Source organism: Allokutzneria multivorans, from assembly GCF_039537405.1.
In the GTDB taxonomy this organism is placed as follows: domain Bacteria; phylum Actinomycetota; class Actinomycetes; order Mycobacteriales; family Pseudonocardiaceae; genus Allokutzneria; species Allokutzneria multivorans.
This window is the reverse complement of record NZ_BAABAL010000026.1, coordinates 1-18,779: the sequence shown is the minus strand read 5'-3', so window position 1 is coordinate 18,779 and position 18,779 is coordinate 1. Positions and strand designations below refer to the sequence as shown.

Annotated in this window: 18 protein-coding genes; 9 read left to right on the top strand and 9 right to left on the bottom strand. The window is 70.3% G+C overall.

Annotated elements, in window-relative coordinates; all coding sequences use genetic code 11:
• Nucleotides 1–45: 45 nt before the first annotated feature.
• Nucleotides 46–1,092 carry an LPXTG cell wall anchor domain-containing protein gene (locus ABD798_RS34320; protein WP_344884750.1) on the bottom strand — a complete coding sequence of 349 codons (1,047 nt, stop codon included), beginning with the start codon at nt 1,090–1,092 and terminating at the stop codon, nt 46–48.
• Between the two features lie 52 nt (nt 1,093–1,144).
• On the opposite strand from ABD798_RS34320, the gene ABD798_RS34315 reads away from it, so the two are divergent.
• The 5 genes from ABD798_RS34315 to ABD798_RS34295 are packed head-to-tail and all read left to right on the top strand — an operon-like array spanning nt 1,145 to nt 6,422.
• Nucleotides 1,145–2,134: a heme/hemin ABC transporter substrate-binding protein gene (locus tag ABD798_RS34315; protein WP_344884747.1), complete on the top strand. Its 990-nt coding sequence runs from the start codon at nt 1,145–1,147 to the stop codon at nt 2,132–2,134.
• On the top strand, nt 2,131–3,162 hold the full coding sequence (locus ABD798_RS34310) for a FecCD family ABC transporter permease (protein WP_344884744.1): 1,032 nt from the start codon (nt 2,131–2,133) through the stop codon (nt 3,160–3,162). The genes ABD798_RS34315 and ABD798_RS34310 overlap by 4 nt, the downstream gene beginning before the upstream one ends.
• Nucleotides 3,159–3,920: a heme ABC transporter ATP-binding protein gene (locus tag ABD798_RS34305; RefSeq protein ID WP_344884741.1), complete on the top strand. Its 762-nt coding sequence runs from the start codon at nt 3,159–3,161 to the stop codon at nt 3,918–3,920. Before ABD798_RS34310 ends, ABD798_RS34305 begins: the two co-directional genes overlap by 4 nt.
• A gap of 33 nt (nt 3,921–3,953) precedes the next feature.
• Nucleotides 3,954–5,876, top strand: coding sequence for an LPXTG cell wall anchor domain-containing protein (locus tag ABD798_RS34300; RefSeq protein ID WP_344884738.1), 1,923 nt, complete (start codon nt 3,954–3,956; stop codon nt 5,874–5,876).
• 48 nt (nt 5,877–5,924) lie between these two features.
• Nucleotides 5,925–6,422: a hypothetical protein gene (locus tag ABD798_RS34295; RefSeq protein WP_344884735.1), complete on the top strand. Its 498-nt coding sequence runs from the start codon at nt 5,925–5,927 to the stop codon at nt 6,420–6,422.
• 24 nt (nt 6,423–6,446) lie between these two features.
• On the opposite strand, the gene ABD798_RS34290 is transcribed toward ABD798_RS34295, so the two are convergent.
• Nucleotides 6,447–6,872 (bottom strand): SRPBCC family protein, encoded by a 426-nt coding sequence (locus ABD798_RS34290; RefSeq protein WP_344884732.1) that lies wholly within the window; start codon nt 6,870–6,872, stop codon nt 6,447–6,449.
• 57 nt (nt 6,873–6,929) lie between these two features.
• Here ABD798_RS34290 and nadE point away from each other — a divergent pair, with 57 nt between their 5' ends.
• On the top strand, nt 6,930–7,751 hold the full coding sequence (gene nadE, locus ABD798_RS34285) for an ammonia-dependent NAD(+) synthetase (protein ID WP_344884729.1): 822 nt from the start codon (nt 6,930–6,932) through the stop codon (nt 7,749–7,751).
• 451 nt (nt 7,752–8,202) lie between these two features.
• Here the strand turns inward: nadE and ABD798_RS34280 are convergent, their stop codons facing one another.
• A complete protein-coding gene (locus tag ABD798_RS34280) occupies nt 8,203–9,444 on the bottom strand; it encodes a glycosyltransferase (protein WP_344884727.1) in 1,242 nt (413 codons plus the stop codon).
• Nucleotides 9,445–9,506: 62 nt separating this feature from the next.
• Here ABD798_RS34280 and ABD798_RS34275 point away from each other — a divergent pair, with 62 nt between their 5' ends.
• On the top strand, nt 9,507–10,607 hold the full coding sequence (locus tag ABD798_RS34275) for an ROK family protein (protein ID WP_344884725.1): 1,101 nt from the start codon (nt 9,507–9,509) through the stop codon (nt 10,605–10,607).
• Here the strand turns inward: ABD798_RS34275 and ABD798_RS34270 are convergent.
• Nucleotides 10,593–11,774: an ROK family protein gene (locus tag ABD798_RS34270; RefSeq protein WP_344884723.1), complete on the bottom strand. Its 1,182-nt coding sequence runs from the start codon at nt 11,772–11,774 to the stop codon at nt 10,593–10,595. The genes ABD798_RS34275 and ABD798_RS34270 overlap by 15 nt on opposite strands.
• A 48-nt stretch (nt 11,775–11,822) precedes the next feature.
• Between ABD798_RS34270 and ABD798_RS34265 the strand changes: the two genes are divergently transcribed.
• Together ABD798_RS34265 and ABD798_RS34260 are read left to right on the top strand one after the other, a co-directional pair.
• Nucleotides 11,823–12,080, top strand: a complete 258-nt coding sequence (locus tag ABD798_RS34265; protein ID WP_344884720.1) for a SemiSWEET family sugar transporter — start codon at nt 11,823–11,825, stop codon at nt 12,078–12,080.
• The gene (locus ABD798_RS34260; protein ID WP_344884717.1) at nt 12,080–13,654 is read left to right on the top strand and encodes an alpha-amylase family glycosyl hydrolase; all 1,575 of its coding nucleotides are present in this window, start codon (nt 12,080–12,082) and stop codon (nt 13,652–13,654) included. Before ABD798_RS34265 ends, ABD798_RS34260 begins: the two co-directional genes overlap by 1 nt.
• On the opposite strand, the gene ABD798_RS34255 is transcribed toward ABD798_RS34260, so the two are convergent.
• The 5 genes from ABD798_RS34255 to ABD798_RS34235 all read right to left on the bottom strand — a co-directional run bounded on the left by ABD798_RS34255 (nt 13,611) and on the right by ABD798_RS34235 (nt 18,363).
• On the bottom strand, nt 13,611–14,078 hold the full coding sequence (locus ABD798_RS34255; RefSeq protein WP_344884714.1) for a hypothetical protein: 468 nt from the start codon (nt 14,076–14,078) through the stop codon (nt 13,611–13,613). The two genes, ABD798_RS34260 and ABD798_RS34255, sit on opposite strands and share 44 nt — an antisense overlap.
• Nucleotides 14,079–14,145: 67 nt before the next feature.
• Entirely contained in the window at nt 14,146–15,576 is a 1,431-nt protein-coding gene (gene gndA / locus ABD798_RS34250; RefSeq protein ID WP_344884711.1) for an NADP-dependent phosphogluconate dehydrogenase, read from the bottom strand.
• Between the two features lie 49 nt (nt 15,577–15,625).
• Nucleotides 15,626–16,441 carry a M15 family metallopeptidase gene (locus ABD798_RS34245; protein WP_344884708.1) on the bottom strand — a complete coding sequence of 272 codons (816 nt, stop codon included), beginning with the start codon at nt 16,439–16,441 and terminating at the stop codon, nt 15,626–15,628.
• Between the two features lie 45 nt (nt 16,442–16,486).
• Nucleotides 16,487–17,533, bottom strand: coding sequence for a hypothetical protein (locus ABD798_RS34240; protein ID WP_344884705.1), 1,047 nt, complete (start codon nt 17,531–17,533; stop codon nt 16,487–16,489).
• 59 nt (nt 17,534–17,592) lie between these two features.
• The gene (locus tag ABD798_RS34235; protein ID WP_344884702.1) at nt 17,593–18,363 is read right to left on the bottom strand and encodes a MerR family transcriptional regulator; all 771 of its coding nucleotides are present in this window, start codon (nt 18,361–18,363) and stop codon (nt 17,593–17,595) included.
• Between the last annotated feature and the right edge of the window lie 416 nt (nt 18,364–18,779).

Genomic DNA, 18,779 nt, shown 5'->3' with positions numbered 1-18,779 from the left:
ACCCCAACCCCGGCGGCACCGACCGGAACACGCAGCGCAACCGCCTCACTGCCCAGCCCTCCGCCGCGAAGCCACGAGCAGCCCCGCTCCGGCGAGCAGCAGCACGGCAGCGGCGAGCGACAACGGCACCACGCCCTCGGTCCCGGTGGACGCGAGGTGCTCGGGCTTCGGAGTCGGGCTCGGCGCCGGAGCGCCCGTGATGACAGCCGTGGTCGGAACAGGAACGGGAGCAGGAGACGAAGCTCCGGTGGTGAAGGTGATGGGCACGATGACGTCCTGCGAGCGGTCGCCGCTGCGGGTGTGGTCGTTGCGGCTGACCACCGCGCACCGCTGCGTGAGGCAGTCCGCGTTGGTGTCCTTGGCCTTCGTGATCAGCTCGACGCTGAACGAACCGCCGGGCCCATACGGCTTCGCCAGGTCTTTGCCGTACGGCGGCGGATTGGACGAGATCCACACCGATCCGCCCTGCCCACCGGACATGTCCGCGCCGCCGAGGCACGGCGACGGGGCCTTGCCGGGCCCGTTGTCCACGCAGATCGCCACGTAGATGCCCTTGTTCACGTCGTAGCCCTCGCCGCGCACGGTGATCTTCTCGCCGTTCTGCGCGAGCCCGGTGGTCTTCGACGCTGTCAGCTTCGGCGTGCCAGCAGCCGCCAGCACCGCCGCGCGCCCGGCCGGAGCCGCAGGTGCGGCTGGAACGGGCGTCGTGGTGACAGGGGGAGTTGAGGTCGGCGCGGTGACAGGCACGGCCAGGGCAGCCGTGCCGTCGGCACCCACCGCGCGGATCTCGTAGCGCGGCGCCACGGCGAAGTCCGTCCGCACCTCCAGTTCGGCCGCGAAGGTGCCCTTCGTACTGGTCGTGATCGTCCGCGCCCGCTCGGCGTCCGAGGAACCCGGGACCGCCCACGTGCCGAGCGTGATCCGCTCCGTGGACTGGAAACCCTTGCCGCGCACGATGATCCGCTCACCTGCGGCAACGGGGGAGTCGGCGCTGATCTCCGGAGCCGGTGCCGCCGAGGCTGCGGGAGCGAGGCCGAGCAGCGCCACCGGCAGCACGAGCAGCAGACGGGAAAGACGGTCACCCAGAAGCATGATGCTTAGGTTAGCCTAACCGAATACGGTGACGGAAGTGAGGGAAATTCGCATGAGGTGGGTCGCGATACTGGTGGCGTTCGGGCTGCTCACGGGGTGTGCGAGCGCCCCTCTGCCGGGAGCGCCGGGGACTTCGGCACCCGCCGCGCCCGGAGTCGGTGTGGACGCGAAGCGACTCCGCCCGCTGCCCGGGACCCCGGCGCCGAAGCTGCCGGTCACCGTGCGCTCCGACGACGGCCGCGACGTCACGGTCACCGACGTGAGCCGGATCGTGCCGCTCTCCGGCGGGCTCTCCGAGCTGGTGTTCAGCCTCGGTCTCGGCCGCAACGTCGTCGCCAAGGACCGCGCGACGACCTTCCAGGAGGCGGACGGCCTGCCCTCGGTCAGCGGCACCGGCCACGACATCGCCACCGAGGGCGTGTTCTCCGTGCGCCCCACCGTGATCCTCGCGCAGGAGGACACCGGCCCGCCGGAGGTCCTCGCGCAGCTCAAGGGCTCCGGCATTCCCGTCGTGGTGATCAACGCCGCGTGGAACCTCGGCGACGTCGCGCCCCGGATGACCAAGGTCGCCGCCGCGCTGGGCGTCGCGGACGCGGGCAGGGACCTCCTCGCGCGCACGGCCGCGGAGATCAAGACCGCGCAGTCCCGAGTGCCCGCAGGGGCCGCCAAGCCCAAGGTCGCCTTCCTCTACCTGCGCGGCACGGCGGGCGTGTACCTGTTGGGCGGCAAGGGGTCCGGAGCCGATTCGCTGATCGAGGCCGCGGGCGCGGTCGACGTCGGCACCTCGCTGGGCAAGGGCACGTTCACCCCGATCACCTCGGAGGCGATGATCACCGCGCGGCCGGAGGTGCTGCTGGTGATGGGCGGGGGACTGCGCTCGGTCGGCGGGATCGACGGTCTGGTCGGCATCGCGGGCATCGCGCAGACCCCGGCGGGCGAGCGCAAGCGCGTGATCGAGGTCGAGGACGGCGTGCTGCTGAACTTCGGCCCGCGCACCGCGCAGGTGCTCGACCTGCTCGTCGACCGGATCCACCGGCGGTGAGGGGCAGGCCCGCCCCGCTGCTGCTCGTCCTCGCGATCGCCCTCGTCGTCGTGGCCCTGCTCGCCACGGGCGTGGGGGCGTACCAGATCCCGGTCGGGCAGATCCTCGGCTCCGTGCTGCACAAGATCGGCATCGACACCGGCCACCTGCCCGACCACCTCGGCGAGCGCACCCTCTGGGAGGTCCGCTTCCCGCGCGTCGTGCTCGGCGCCGTGGTCGGCGCGTCGCTCGGCTGCGCGGGAGCCCTGATGCAGGGCGTCTTCGGCAACCCGCTCGCCGAGCCCGGCGTGATCGGGGTGTCCTCCGGAGCCGCGGTCGGCGCTGCGGCCGTGGTCGTCTCCGGGGTGTCGTTCCTGGGCAGCTGGACCGTGGTCGCGGCGGCGTTCTTCGGCGGCCTCATCGCGGTCGCGGTGGTCTACGCGCTCTCCCGCTCGGGTGGGCGCACGGAGGTCGTGACGCTCGTGCTGACCGGCGTGGCGGTGAACGCCTTGTGCGGAGCCATGATCGGCCTGCTGATGTTCTACTCCAACGACGCCCAGCTCCGCGCGATCACGTTCTGGAACCTCGGCAGCGTGGGCTCGGCGACCTGGGGCGCGGTCGCGGCGGTGGCGCCCTGCGCGGTGGTGGGGCTGGCCGTCGCACCGTTCTACGCGCGGCGGCTGGACCTGCTCGCGCTCGGTGAGCGTTCCGCACGGCACCTCGGCGTCGACGTGGAGGGCATGCGCCGCGTGCTGATCGTGGTGGTGGCGCTGCTGACCTCGGCGGCGGTGGCGTTCTCCGGGGTGATCGGCTTCGTCGGACTCGTCGTGCCGCACCTGATTCGCATGATCGCCGGGCCCGGCCACCGCACCTTGATCGCGGCGAGCACGCTGGGCGGAGCGGTTCTGCTCGTCGGCGCCGACCTCGTCGCCCGCACGGTCGCCGCGCCCGCCGAAGTGCCGCTGGGCGTGCTGACCGCGCTGATCGGCGCGCCGTTCTTCTTCTGGTTGCTGCGCAAGACCCGTGCCAGGCAAGGAGGCTGGGCGTGAAGGTCGAGGACCTGCGCGTGAGGATCGCCGGTAAGTCCATTGTGGACGGAGTAGATCTCCTTGCGCGCCAGGGAGAAGTGCTCGCCCTGGTCGGCCCCAACGGCGCGGGCAAGTCCACGCTGCTCGCGGCGGTCGCCGGTGACCTCCCGTACCGGGGCAGCGTGCTGATCGACGGGCGCGAGCCGTCGAGCTACCCGGCGGTCGAGCTGGCCCGGCTGCGATCCGTTCTGCCGCAACACACAACGCTGTCCTTCCCGTTCCGGGTGCGCGAGATCGTCGAGATGGGACGCGCTCCCTGGGCGGGAACTGCCGAGGAGAAGCACGACGAGGACGTCATCCGGGACAGCATGGAGCGCGCGGGGGTCGTCGAGTTCGCCGACCGACGTTTCCCCTCGCTGTCCGGCGGTGAACGAGCGCGGGTGTCCCTGGCGCGCGTGCTCGCGCAGCGAACACCGTTGCTGCTGCTGGACGAACCCACGGCGGCCCTGGATCTCAAGCACCAGGAACTCGTGCTCGCAGTCGCGCGGCGCCGCGCGGCGGAGGGCTGCGCGGTCGTGGTGGTGCTGCACGACCTCGGCCTCGCGGCGGCGCACGCCGACCAAGCCGTCGTGTTGCGCGAAGGACGCGTCGCGGCGTCGGGGCGACCGGTCGAGGTGTTCACGCCGGAGCTGCTGAGCGAGGTCTACGAACACCCGGTCGATGTGATCCCGCACCCGGAAACCGGTGTGCCCCTTGTGGTTCCCGCACGCGCTGTTTAAGTTAGGCATGCCTAAGTAAAGGTAGGGGGAGTGATGCGGCGGTTGGCACTCATCGTGCTGCTCGTGCTCGGCCTCGCGCCGGTGGCACACGCGGCGAACGGGGAGAAAACGGTGAGTGCCAACGGTCGTACGCTCACGGTCGCCCCGGCCCACGACCTCGATCCGGCCGGGCAGGCCATCAAGGTCACCGGGCGCGGGTACGACGACGGCACGGAAAGCCGTCGCGCGCAAGGGATCTACCTCGCGCTGTGCGTGGACAACGGTCCCGGCAAAGCTCCTTCGCCCTGCGTCGGCGGCGTCGACATGACCGGTGGCGCCGGCTCGTCGGTCTGGATCTCCAACAACCCGCCGGACTACGGCAAGGACCTCGTGAAGCCGTACGGGCCCGGCGGCTCGTTCTCCTTCACGATCACGGTGAAGCGCAAGGACGAGTTCGCCGACTGCGCGATCCTGACCTGCGCGGTGTTCACCCGCAGCGACCACACCGCCAGCGGCGACCGCACGCAGGACGTCGGCGTTCCGGTCGCCTGGAGCGGAGGTGGCGGTGGTCCGGGACCTGGCGATCCGGGCGGCGTCACCAAGCACAAGCTCAAGACCTCCGTGCCCGCCAACGGACTCGCCGGTCTTGCGGCGTCGGACGACATCTACTTCAGCAGCGCCCGCGCCGACGCCGTGTCGGTGATCAGCGGCGGCACCAATGAGATCATCGGCACTCCGATCAAGCTCGGTAACACCACGTCCCAGTTGGCCTTGCGCGGAAAGCTGCTCTACGCCGTCAACAGGGACGCGATCGGCGGAAAACCCACGGTGTCCGTTGTGGACACTGAGTCCCGAACGGTACTCGCGACCGTCCCAGTGGGACTCGGTCCCAACGGGGTCGCGGTCGACCAGAAGCGGGGAACCGTGTTCGTCACCAGCGGACTCGGCAATTCCGTCACGGTGATCGACGCGCAGCACAAGGTTGTCGCGACCGTGCCGGTGGGACTCGAACCCGATGGGGTCGCGGTCGACTCCGACAGCGGGAACGCCTATGTGGCCAACGCCTCCGGCAACTCCGTCTCCGTGATCGGCGCCGCCGACAACAAGGTCACTGCGACCATTCCGATCGCCGGAGAACCGCGTTCGGTGGCGATCGCCGACGGCAAGGCCTACGTGGCGGGCAGGATCTCCGGCGCGGTGTCCACAGTGGACATCAAGTCCGGCAAGGTGGCCGGGCAGCCGATCGGCGTCGGAGTGGCGCCGACGAGGATCACCGCGCACGGCGGGCTGCTCTACGTCAGCCAGGCGGAGATCGGCCAGGTCAGCGTGATCGCCGACGGCAAGGTCGTCGAGCGCGTCGACATCGGCAAGCCCGGCCCGGTCGTGGTCGGCCGCAACGGGCTCGTGTACGTGGCCAACACCAAGGACAACCGCGTCGACGTGCTGACGCGGTCGGTCTCGCCCAAGATCACCGCGCAGCCGCAGAGCCAGACCGTCGAACCCGGCACCGCGACGCTGACCGCGACGGCGATCGGCACGCCGAAGCCGCAATCCCTGTGGCAGCACAGCATCGACGGCGGCGAGAGCTGGGCCGACCTCGGCGCCGGCACGACGAGCGGCCAGGGCGAGGCCGTGACCAGCACGCTCCGCCTGCCCGCGCGCAACGGCCACTACCGCGTGGCCTTCAGCAACGAGGCCGGGCAGACCGCGAGCGCCAGCGCCGTGCTCACCATCCGCACGCCGACCACGACAACTCCGACGACGACCACGCAGCCAACGACCACAACTGTGCCAACGACTGTGTCTTCAACAAGCGTCGAAACAACGACGCAGCAACAAGAAGAGCAGCCTCCTCAGCAAGTTCAGCAGCAGCGCCTCGCCAACACCGGAGCCGACGGCATCGTCCCGCTGACCGTTCTCGGCGCCGCGCTCCTGCTGCTCGGCGGACTCCTGCTCCGCCCGCGCGCTTCCCGCTGACGCACAAGCCACCACACCCTTCACCGAAAGCCGAAAGAGGGCAGCACTGTGCGCAAGACCCTGCTCGTCACCCTGTTCACCGTCGTGGGCCTCACCGGCGTGGTCGGATCGGCCGTCGCCGCACCGGGCTCGGCCACCCGCAACGGCCACACCCTGAGCGCGGACAACGCCACCGGCCTGGACCCGGCGGGCGCGACCGTGACGATCACCGGCTCCGGCTACGACGACCCGAACGGCTACTACCTGGCGCTGTGCCAGGTGCCCGACGACTACAGCTACGGCGCGCGCCCGGCCCCGTGCCTCGGTGGCAACGGCCAAGGCTCCGAGCAGATCGGGCCCTCGTCCTGGGTGACCAACGCCTTCCCCGCCAACGGGAAGTCCGTCTTCTCGATCTCCGGCGGCTCGTTCACCGCGAAGATCCGCGTCACCGAGGCGGGCCCCGGCCTGGACTGCTCGCAGGTGACCTGCGCGATCATCAGCCGCCGCGACCACAACGCCTCGGCCGACCGCTTCTACGACGTCTTCATCCCGGTGTCCTTCGGCTGATCCCCTGCCGCCGGGGGCCGGTGCTCAGGTCCGGCCCCTGGCGATGTCGGCGAGCCGCCGCAGCGCTTCGGCGTTGCGGGGCTTGAGCAACACGTCCGGGACCACCCGCGCGGGGCCTCGGGTGATCTCCTCCTCCATCACCGCGTCGGTGGCCCCCGGCCCGGCCGGGGTGAGCGTGATCCGGACCTTCGCGCTGCCGACCGGCCACATCCGGGCCTCCAGCTCGATCAGCTCGCCGTGCACCACGCGGACCACCTTCGTCACGTCCTCCACCTGGAGCGGCCACGGCCCGACGCTGTGGTGGATGCGGGTGCCCTCGGCGGGCCAGCCCTCGTCGACCTCGCGGATGTGCGAGGCGCCGACCACCCACCCCGCGTACGACCAGCCGTCGGCGAGGACGTCGAACACGTCCTGCGCGCTGGCCGTGATCCGCATCTCCGTCTTCGCCATGGCGCCCGGGTACCCGAGCGGCCCTGCGGTCAACCGGGGCGGTCGTACAGTACGAGGATGAACCTCCGGGAGCGGATCCTCGCCGAGCTTGCCGTCAAACCGACCGTCGTGCCCAAGGTCGAGGTGCGCGATCGCGTCGACTTCCTCAAGGACTTCCTGCGCTCCACCCCCGCGAAGGGCTTCGTGCTCGGGATCAGCGGCGGCCAGGACAGCACGCTGACCGGCAGGCTCTGCCAGCTCGCGAGCGAGGAGCTGCGCGAGGAGGGCCACGAGGCGGGCTTCGTGGCCGTTCGCCTGCCCCACGGGGTTCAGGCCGACGAGGCCGACGCGCAGGCCGCGCTGGAGTTCATCAAGCCCGACCGCGTCGTCACCGCCAACGTCAAGCCGGGAGCCGAGGCCGTCGGAGCCGAGGTCGCTCGTGCGCTCGGCGAGCCCAAGCTGCGCGATTTCGTGCACGGCAACGTGAAGGCCCGCGAGCGCATGGTGATCCAGTACGCCATCGCCGGGCAGCTCACCATGCTCGTCGTCGGCACCGACCACGCCGCCGAGGCCGTGACCGGTTTCTTCACCAAGTACGGCGACGGCGGCGTCGACATCACCCCGCTCACCGGGCTGACCAAGCGCCAGGGCGCCGCGCTGCTGCAGGAGCTCGGCGCTCCGCCCAGCGTCTGGCAGAAGGTGCCCACCGCCGACCTGGAGGAGGACCGCCCCGCGCTGCCCGACGAGGTCGCGCTCGGCCTCACCTACGAGCAGATCGACGACTACCTGGAAGGCCTCGACGTGAGCCCCGAGGTCTCCTCGAAGCTCGAACGCATGTACCTGGCGACCCGCCACAAGCGCACCGTCCCCGTCACCCCCGCCGACACCTGGTGGCGCTAGAACCCCAGTCTTCAAGACCCACAAACCCCCCTCCGCCACATCGTCAACCACCCCAAACCCTCGTCCACCCCACCTCAACCTCTTCAGCGCCGACTGATGAACCCAATGTGGCATCGGTTACGCCAGACGTAACAAATGCCACATTGGGTACGAGGGCGGCCGAGCTGACGCGGGGGTTTGCGGTGGTTGAAGACCTCTGCGACGGGGGTTCGGTGTACTTGAAGACCGTCGACCCCCCCGGGCCCACTACGGCCTGGAAACCGCAGGCCGCCAACGAAACCGGGCCGCTTCACACACGCATGCGCAAGGGCCCCAGACCAAGCCGAACCGCGCGCACCGCAAGGGGTTTGCCGTCGTTGGAGACCGCCGAAGTGGGGGTTTGCGGGTCTTGAAGACCGGCAAACCCCGGCCCACTACGGCCTGGAACCGCAGGCCGCGGGCCCGCGACGGGTCACATCCCGGCGACCAGGCGGAGCACAGCGGCCGAGCCGTCCTCGGCGCGCACCTTCTCCGCCAGCGCCCGCGCACGAGCGCGATAGCCCGGATCGGTGACCGCCTGGGACACCAGGGGAGCCAGCAGCCCGGCGCAGAGCTTGGTGAAGGGCACCGAGCCCGGGCTGACGCCGATCTTCGCGAGCCGGGAGGCCCAGAACGGTTGGTCGGCGAGCACCGGGGTGGGCACGACGGGCACACCCGCGCGCACGCCCGCCCCGGTGGTCCCGGCGCCGCAGTGGTGCACCACGGCGGCCATGCGCGGGAACAACCAGTCGTGCGGGACGCTCTCCACGCACAGCACGTCGTCGCCGGTCGCGGTGAGCCCCGACCATCCCGCCTGCACCACGGCGCGGACCTTGGCGCGCCGCACGGTCTCGGTCACGATCTCCGACAGCCGAGCCCCTTCGCCCGGCGCCATGCTGCCGAAACCGAGGAACACCGGCGGGGGACCGGCCTGGATGAAGTCCACCAGCTCGGCGGGCGCGGTCCAGCCGGGCGGGCGCTCCGGCCACCAGTACCCCACCACGTCGGTGCCGCGCGGCCAGTCCGCCGGGCGTGGCACCACGTGCCTGCTGAAACCGTGCAGCACCGGGTGGTCCTGGTCGGCGAGCATCATCCGGCGCACGCGCGTGCCTCCCATCGGCGGCAACCCGACACGGCGGCAGAACTCCTTCACCGAGGCGTCCAACGGCGACGGCATGCGCAGCGCCAGGCGCGGCAGCCACCGGTTCAGCACGCGGCCCAGGTCCTTGCCGCCCATCCCGGCGAGGCCGAACTCCGCGGTGGGCACGCCGGGGAACAGCTCCAGCGCGGCGGTCGGGATACCGAGGGCCTTGCCGGCCAGGTAGCCGTGGAGCAGCGCTCCTCGTTGCAGCAGAAGGACATCAGCGCCCTCGGCCGCCGCGACCACACCCTCGGCGACGGAGTCCATCAGCTGCTTGGCGATCTCCACCTGGGTCATCACCCCGCGCAGCCCACCGCCCTTGGACGCCCAGGCCCGCCCCTGCTCGGACTCCAGCAGGGCGCGCGTGTCACCGGGCATCGGCCGGTGGTCCAGCCCCAGCTCGCCGATCATGTCGGCGAAGGCGGACTGCGCGGCGATCACGACCTCGTGCCCGGCCTCCCTGAGCCGCAGCGCGGGGCCGGTGTACGGCGCGACGTCCCCGCGCGAGCCCACGGTCACGATCACGATCCTCATGCCGTCAAGCTACACACTTTTCACAAAGTCGTGAAGCGTCTGAAGTGGCTAGCCTGAACCCCGTGGACGGAGTGGGTGGTCCCGGCGGTGACGCCACGGCCCTGCGCAGGCTCAACACGGCCAGGGTGCTGCGCGTCCTGCACCGCGCGGTGGCGCTCACGCTGACCGAGCTGACCAGGGCGACCGAGCTCTCCCGCTCCGCCGTCGAGGGCGCGGTGGAGGAGCTGATCTCCGCCGGAGTGGTCGCCGAGGCCCGGCCCGGCTCCGCCGGCACCCGCCCGCTCGGCCGGCCCGCGCGCCGCTTCCGCTTCCGCGCCGACGCCGGGCACGTGCTCGGCCTGCACATCGGCCCGCACAAGGTCTACGCGGTGATCAGCGACCTGCACGGCGAGGTCGTCGGCGCCAAGCGCGTCGAGCTGAGCCCCGACGTGCCCGGCCCCGAACGCCTCATCAGGGCCCGCCGCGCCGTGCAGCAGTGCCTCCAAGCCGCCGGGGTCGCCAGGGACGAGCTCTGGGCGGTCGCCGTCGGAACGCCCGGCCTCGTCGACCGCGACGGCAGGATCTCGCTCTGCTCGGTGCTCGACGGCTGGACCGGGCTCGACCTCGCGGGCGAGCTGGGCGCGCACTTCGCCTGCCCCGTGCGGGTGGAGAACGACGCCAACACCGCCGCGCTGGGGGAGCGTTGGCGCGGAGCCGCGCGCGAGGTCGACGACGTGGTCTCCGTGCTCGCGGACCACAAGCTCGGCGTCGGCGTGGTCATCAACGGCCGCGTGCACCGGGGAAACCACGGCGCGGCGGGCGAACTGGGCGCGTTGCCGCACTCGCCGTGGGCCTCCGCCAACGACTTCCTCGTGCAGTCCAAGCACGACCTCGCGCGCGCCTTCACCGATCTGGGCGCCGAGTCCGAAGCGGACGGGTTCCTCGACGACCTCGCGCAGGGCATCGCGACCATGGCCCTCGCCGTAGACCCAGAACTGGTGGTACTGGGCGGTTTCCTGACGCAGTGCGGCCCCGTGCTGCTCGAAAAGCTCTCCGCGAGGGTCCCCGAACTGTGCCTCACGCCGCCGCGCCTGGTGCTCTCGGAGCTGCCTGACGAAGCGGTCGCGCTCGGCGCGTTACGGGTCGCGCTCGACGAAGCCGAGAAGCGACTATTCGCGATCTAGCACGCGCTTGGGATCCTCCAGCAGCGGTTGCAGGGCCAGCTCCGCCGCACCGAGCAGCACGCTGTCCGGCAAAGCTCCTGGCACCACGGGGATTTCGCCCACCTCGGTGAGGAACGAGCGGCTGGCCACGCCCTCGTCCACGATGCGCGGGCGCAGGTCGTAGAGGCGGCCGAGCGTGCCACCGAGCACGATGCGGTCGGCGTCGGTCAGGTTGAGCAGGCTCGCCAGGCCGCTGCCCAGATGCCGCGTCGCCTGCTCGACGGCCGCACCGCACCGCGCGTCACCGGCGACGGCCGCGGCGAGGACTTCCTCAACCGCCGCAGGCACTTCGTGCAACGGATGATCACCGCGACCGGCCGCGCGCAGCAGTCCCCGATGATCGGCTTCGACCTCGAGGCAGCCGGTGGAGCCGCACGGGCACGAGGCTCCGGCCGGGTCGACGGTGATGTGCCCGGGCTCGATCGCGTAGCCGCGCGCGCCGAGGAAGAGCCGCCCCTCGCTGACCACCGCGCCGCCGAGCCCGACGTGGCCGGTCATCAGGTAGAGCAGCTGCTCCGCGCCCTTGCCCGCGCCGTGCCGGTACTCCGCCATCGCCGCCAGGTTCGCGTCGTTGCCCAGCGCCAACGGCATTCCCAGGCGCTCCAGCAACAACTCGCGCAGCGGCACCCCGCGCCAGCCCAGGTGCAGCGCAGCCGCCGCGAACCCGTCGGTTCGACGCACGGGTGAGGGCACCGCGAGCCCGACGCCGAGCACGCCGGGCCCGGCGAACTCCGTGATCAGCTCGCTCAGCATGTCCAGCGCGTCGGTCGTGTCGCGAGTGCGCAGCGACCGTTCCACGCGGGCGTGCACCTTCCCGCCGAGCCCGACCCGCGCAACGGCAACGGACTCGGCGGACAGCTGCGCGGCGACCACCGTCGGCGCGCCATCGGCGACGAGCACCGCGTGCGAGGGCCGCCCGCCGTCCGTCGAGGGAGCCGGTCCGCCCGTGGGGTCGATGGAGATCAAGCCGCGCGAGGTCAGCTCGCCAAGCAGGTAGCCCATCGCGCTGCGCCCGCACCCGAGCACCTCGGTCAGCTCCGCCCGGCTCGCGATCCCGCCCCGCATGTGCAGCTGGAGCACCAGCGCGCCCAGCGAATCGCGCGAGCGTTCTTGTGCGAGGGGGCTCATGACCTCTAGTCTAAGTTTGTACAGCCACTGCACAAACTAGGGAGTGGTGTGACGGTCTTCGGCTTGGTCGCGGGAGCGCTGACGATGCTCAGCTTCCTGCCGCAGGTGCTCCGCACGGCCCGTACCCGCAGCGCTGGCGACCTCTCCTGGGGGTGGTTGCTGCTCTTCGGCGGCGGCGTGGGCATGTGGGCGGTCTACGGGATCGCCACCGGCGACGTCCCGGTCGCCGTGACGAACGTGATCACCCTGGGCCTGGTCTCGGTCCTGGTGGTGTTGAAGGTGAGAACCCGCGAGGTGGAGGTGTGATGCGACAGGACTGGTGGGCAGGCGCGGTCGGCTACGAGGTGTACCTGCCGTCGTTCTGCGACAGCGACGGCGACGGGTGGGGCGATCTGCCCGGCGTGATCAGCAAGCTCGACTACCTGGAGTGGCTCGGCGTCGACCTGCTGTGGATCACGCCGTTCTACCGCTCGCCCATGCACGACCACGGCTACGACATCTCCGACTACCGCGACGTCGACCCGCGCTTCGGCACGCTCGACGACCTGGACCGGCTCATCGAGCAGGCCCACGCGCGCGGCATGCGGGTGATCAGCGATCTCGTGGTGAACCACACCTCCAACGAGCACCCGTGGTTCCTGATGTCCAAGTCCGCCAAGGACAACCCGTACCGCGACCACTACCTGTGGCGGCCGGGTCGCGGTCCGGGGCAGCCGCCGAACAACTGGGTCGCGACCTTCGGCGGCCCGGCGTGGACCTACGACGCGCACACCGACGAGTGGTACGCGCACCTGTTCACCCCCGAGCAGCCCGACCTCGACTGGGGAAACCCGAAGGTCGCCGACGAGGTCGAGTCGATCATGCGGTTCTGGCTCGACCGGGGCATGGACGGCTTCCGCGTGGACACCGCGCACTACCTGGCCAAGCACCCGGAACTGCCCGACAACCCGCGCCTGCCCGACGACCGCGTGCGGCTCATCGGCGGAGCGGTGGCGGACTGGTACCACTACGACCACCAGCACGACATCGGCCAGCCCGCGCTGCACGACATCCACCGTCGCTGGCGCATGATCGCCGACGACCACGGCGCTTTCCTGGTGGGGGAGACGCACATGACCGACCCCGGCGCGCTCGCGGGCTACCTGGGCCGCGACGGGCTGCACTCCTACTTCTACTTCGGCCTCATCCAGTCCACAGTGGACGTTGGCGGGACCGAAGCCGACCTGCTGCGCGCGGCGTCCTCGGCCAGCCCCGCCCTGTCCTGGGCGCAGAGCAGCCACGACTGGAGCCGCGCGGCCACGCGCTACGGCGCCGCCCGTTCGCTCGCACTGACGACGCTGACCATGGGCCTGCCCGGCACACCGTTCCTCTACCAGGGCGACGAACTCGGCCTGGTCAACGGCGTCGTGCCCGCTGAGCTGGCCCAAGATCCGCTCGCCAAGCGTGGCGGCAACCACGAGCACAACCGCGACGCCTCGCGCACGCCGATGCCCTGGCGCGCCGAGGAGAACCTGGGCTTCACCAGCGCTTCCTCGGCGTGGCTGCCCTTCGGCGACCGCACGCCGGCCGACACCGTCGAAGTGCAGCAGCAAGACCCGCACTCGATCCTGAACGCCCACCGGCGCCTGCTGCACGTGCGCCGCGAGCTACCGGATCTCCGCAGCACGGAACCGATCTGGCTGGACACCGCTCCCGGCCTGGTCGCCTACCAGTGCGGAAACACCGTGGTAGCGGCCAACTTCGGCAGCACAGCCGCCGAGCTCGACGGCGACTGGCGGCTTCGATACTCCACAGTGGACAGAGCAGGGCCGGGCCCGCTCGCACCCGACGAGGCGGTCATCCTGGAACGTGCCGCGCGACCTTCTCCGCCAGCTTCGTGACGTCCGCGCACAGATCAGCGGTGTCGTCGTTGCGCACCTGGAGCGTCACGACACCGGAACCGTCCTTCATCGCCGCACGGCACTCGATCGCGCGCTCGTCCGCCGACCGCAGGTCATAACCGGACTTGTGCACGAAGACCTCACGCCCGCCCAGCGACTTCGCGGGCTCCTTGAGGTTCCAGGACTTCCGCATCGACTCCAGCGGAACGCCCGGCATCCGCTTCAACGCGACGCTGTAGCCCGCCGCCGACCACGAGCAGGTCAGCCCCAGCGAGTCCTGCTCGCGCTTGGCGGTGGGCTCGCCCGGCCACGGGAAGTCGGCCTTCCCGATCACCCCGCACAGGTCCTTCGCAGCGGGTTCACCACCGCCGCAACCAGCGCAGACGACGGTTGCGGCTGCCAAGATCGACACGAGTCCCCTCACCACCGCACCCTCTCAAAACGAAAGCTGGGCTGCTCTGAGAACAGCCCAGCTTCCAGTGCGTTTCGGATCAGGCCGGATTCTCCTCGCGCTTGCCGGACCAGTCGACGTGGAAGCTGCCCTCGCGGTCCACGCGCCGGTAGGTGTGCGCGCCGAAGAAGTCGCGCTGCCCCTGGATCAACGCCGCGGGCAGCCGCTCGCGCCGCAGACCGTCGTAGTAGGCCAGCGACGAGGCGAAGCCCGGGGTTGGAACGCCCAGCTCCACCGCCGTGGTCACCACACGGCGCCACGCCTGCTGAGCCTGCTCCAGCGCCTTCGCGAAGAACGGCGCCACCAGCAGCGACGGCAGGTCACCGGACTCGTCGTAGGCCTCGCGGATGCGGTCCAGGAACCGCGCCCGGATGATGCAGCCGCCGCGCCAGATCGTCGCCGTCGAGCCGAGGTCGACGTCCCAGCCGTACTCCTTGCTGGCCGCGATGATCTGGTCGAAGCCCTGCGCGTAAGCCACCATCTTCGAGGCGTACAGCGCCAGCCGCACGTCCTCCACCAGCGTCTCCGCGCGCGCTCCTGTGACGGTCCCACCGGAGGGGCCGGGCAGGTTCACCGCCGCCGCGCGCTGGTCCGCGTGCCCGGACAGCGACCGCGCGAACACCGCCTCGGCGATCCCGCTGATCGGCACGCCCAGCTCCAGCGCGGTCTGCACCGTCCAGCGCCCGGTGCCCTTCTGCTCCGCCTGGTCGAGCACGATGTCCACGAACGCCTTGCCGGTGGCCGCGTCGACCTGGTCGAGCACCTCGGCGGTGATCTCGATCAGGTACGAGTCCAGCTCACCGGTGTTCCAGCCGCGGAAGACCTCGGCCAGCTCCTTCGCGCCCAGCCCGAGGCCCTGGCGCAGCAGGTCGTAGGACTCCGCGATCAGCTGCATGTCGGCGTACTCGATGCCGTTGTGCACCATCTTCACGAAGTGACCCGCGCCGTCCGGGCCCACGTGCACGCAGCACGGCGTCCCGTCGACCTTCGCGGCCACCTTCTCCAGCAGCGGCCCGAGCGCCGCGTAGGACTCCTTCGAGCCACCGGGCATGATGCTCGGCCCGAGCAGCGCGCCCTCCTCACCACCGGAGATGCCGACCCCGGCGAAGTGGATGCCCTTCTCCTTCAACGCGGCCTCGCGCCGGCGCGTGTCGGCGAAGTGCGCGTTGCCGCCGTCCACCAGGATGTCGCCCGGCTCCAGCAGCGGCGTCAGCTCGTCGATCACCGCGTCGGTCGGCCCACCGGCCTTCACCATGATCACGATCTTGCGCGGGGTGGACAGCGAGGCGACGAACTCCTCGGCGGTCGCGCTGCCCACGAACTCGCCCTCGTGCCCGAACTCGGACACCAGCGCGTCGGTCTTGGCCCGCGAGCGGTTGTGCACCGCGACCGAGAAGCCGTTGCGGGCGAAGTTGCGCGCCAGGTTGCGGCCCATCACCGCGAGTCCGGTCACGCCGATATCGGCAGCCATGCACTCTCCCCATCATGTTCTGGTCTTGACAACGTATCGACTTCCGGGATCAACGCACCGGCAGGTCGAAATAGGTCCCAGGATGTGGTTCACCTCGCAGGGTGAAGTGCCACCACTCCTGCGCGTAGTTGGTGAAACCGTGCTTGTCCATCAAGGACTTCAGCAGCGCCCGGTTGCCCTTCGCGGGCTGCGCTATCGCCGGGTTCGCGGTGTGCGCCAGCTTGTCGAAGCAGTCGAAGCCGGTACCCATGTCGACGCTGTTGTCGGCGAACCGCCGCTCCTGTGGCGCCGTGCAGTTCGCGAGCCCCTCACCGGCGCGGTACTGCGCCTGCGGTCGCGCGGGCACGTCGATGAGCGTGAGGTCCACCGTGCTCCCACGGCTGTGCCCGGAGCGCTCGGCGATGTAGCCGTCGGGGAACAGGCGGTCCTTGCCGAGCGTCGGGTAGAACTCCGCCTTCATCCGCGTGTCCGAGGTCTTCGCCCAGCGCACGAAGTGGTTCACCGCGCGCTGCGGGCGGTAGCAGTCGTACACCTTCAGGCTCAGCGACTTCGGTCGCAGTTCCTCCTGCACGCGCCGGAGGCCCTCAGCGGCCTGCGGTGTCACCAGGCACTTGTTCGCCTCGTAGCCGTCGATGCGCTCGCCGACGAAGTTGTGGTCGGTGAAGTAGCGCGCCTCGACGACGATGCTCGGGTCCACGTCCTGAACGGACACCAGGGGACCCGTGTTCGCCGGGGTTGTCGTCGTGGTCGCTGCGGCAGTGCTTGTCACGGGGGCAGGCGGTGCTGGTGGCGGCGGAGTGTCCGCACACGCCACGAGCACCCCCGCGAGCACCAGGGTGCCGAGCACGACGGGGCGCGTAGTCATCCCACAGGGGGTACTTCACGCGCTCCCGTCGTGCAAGTCGGCTGATCAGCCAGTCGTCTCGGCCAGCTCGTTGCAGCGGTCCATCGCGCGCGCCGCCTGATCAGCATTCCGCCGACCCAGACCGCACGCGCACGCGATGTCCACGTCGCTCTTCACGAGTCGTTCGACCAGCGCGAGCAACCGCCGCTGCGTCTCCAGGTCCTGGCCCTCGTGCGCGAGCCCCGCGATGAACCGGCACCCTGCGGGAAGCACGAGTCCGCTCAGCGCGCGGTAGAAGGACTCGTCCGTCGCGGGCGGCAGGTCGGCCATCGCGAGCGGCGCGTGCACGTACTCCAACTTCCGCCCCGCGGGCCACGCGGCCACGATCGCGTTCGACAGCGTCACCAGCGGCGCGGCGCTCTTCAACTTGCCGAGCGCCTTGTTGTTCAGATCGCCGAGGCACAGGTGCACGCCGAAGCTCGTGCCCTCGGGCGCGTCCGCCGCGACTGCGGCCACCTTCTTCGCCAGCCAGCGCGAGAGCACCCCGTGCAGCAGCTTCGGCGCCTTGGTCATGAACACCAGCTCGACCGGCACCTCGATCTGGAACAGCACGTCGTCGCCGGCCTCGGCGTGAATCTCGCGCAGCTCGCGCGTTGTCGCGTCGTGGAACGGCTTGACGTGCTTAAAGGGACCGATCGGCCCGAAAACGAACATCGCGAGGTCCAGGGGACCAGGCACGCCGACCTGGTAGCGCAGCCCCTCGTTCCCCTGCTTCTCCCGCAGCTTCTTGAAGACCGGGTAGCTGCGCCGGAACTCGTCGACGTAGCCGAGGTTCAGCGCGCCGCCGGTCAGCTCGCGCCCCTTGCGGATGCGGTACTTCGGAATGTCGGTGTAGCTGGACCACGCGCCCCTGGCCACCGTGTCCAGGTCAGGGTGTCCGTCGAGGCTGTCGACGAAGTTCACGATCCAGCGGTCGCGCTCACCCGTCTCGCCGTCCGCGAGCGTCCGCAGGCGGGACCCGGATTTCGCCAGCGCCCCCGACATCGCGGACTCGGCGTCCTCGCCCGGCAGGCTTCCGACGTAGTGAACAGCGCGGACAGAACGATCAGCCATCACGGCCTCCCCAGAGAACTACGAAAGTCCGTAGATCCTTGTAGGGCTGAACGGCCTAGTCACTCACCCATTCGTTTGGCGTTTGCCCGGACCGCGGCGCAGATGAACTCCGCCAGTCCGGGCCGCTGCTGGTCAGGGCGCACTAGAAAGTTCAACTGCTCCGGCTCGCTCACGTACATCCGCGCGATCCCCACGTGCTGCGCGGGCGAGCAGTCGTAGAGCAGGCCGACCAGCTGCCGGTGCCGCTCCGCCAGGTCCATCGCGCGTTCGCTGTCCGCGGCCGACCCCTCGTCCACCGCCGCGAGCAGCTCCTTCACCCACTCCGCTTGCGCGGCCTGCATGCGCGCGAAGTCCTCCTTGTCGAAGGAACCCATGCGGTCCTGCGCCTGGCGCCACTGCTCCGTCTGTCCCCACCGCCGCTCGGCCTCCTCGCCGTAGCCGGGGACGGGCTCCCAGTCGCCGAACACCTCGAAGCGCTCTTCAGGTGTCAGCGTGATCCCCATGCGCCGCGACTCGATCTCGCGGTCCACGGCCGCGACCATGCCGCGCAGTCGCTCTACCTTGGACATCAGCAGGTCGCGTTGCCTGCGCAGGTGTCCCATGGTGTCGGTGTCCGGGTCGGAGACGATGGCCATGATCTCCTCGAGAGGGAAACCGAGCTCCCTATAAGCGAGCACGCGGTGCAGGTGGTCCAGGTCCGCCGCCCCGTAGGTGCGGTACCCGGCGGGAGTGCGCCCGCTCGGAGACAGCAGTCCGATCTCGTCGTAGTGGTGAAGAGTGCGCACGGTCACATTCGCGAGTGCGGCCACTTGTCCGACCGTGTAGTCCACCCAGGTTCCCTTCCGGTTCGACGCGGTCACCCTGCCGCCTCACGTGGCGTCAGGGTCAACCCCTTCGGTCCGCTCCGCTCGCCAGCAGGCCGCTGACCTGCGAGATCACGGTTGGAGGGGGGTGGGTGAAAACGCCCCGTGAACGCCCTGCTAACTTTTGTTCCACACCGAGCGGGTCACCGCGAAGTGGAACTGCCGGGACACGGACCGACAGTGGGACCCCCACTGAAAGCCCCGAAAACGGACCGGGTACAGTACGAAACACATCAACAGAATATCTGCTGAAGCGGAAAACAGACCGGGTTCACCCCCGATTTGACACCGGAAAAACGAACCGGATAAGCTTCCAGCAGAACAGAACGAGAGCCCCGGACAGGGAATCGCTAAGATTCTTGTGGATGGTGTGCGTGTGTTCT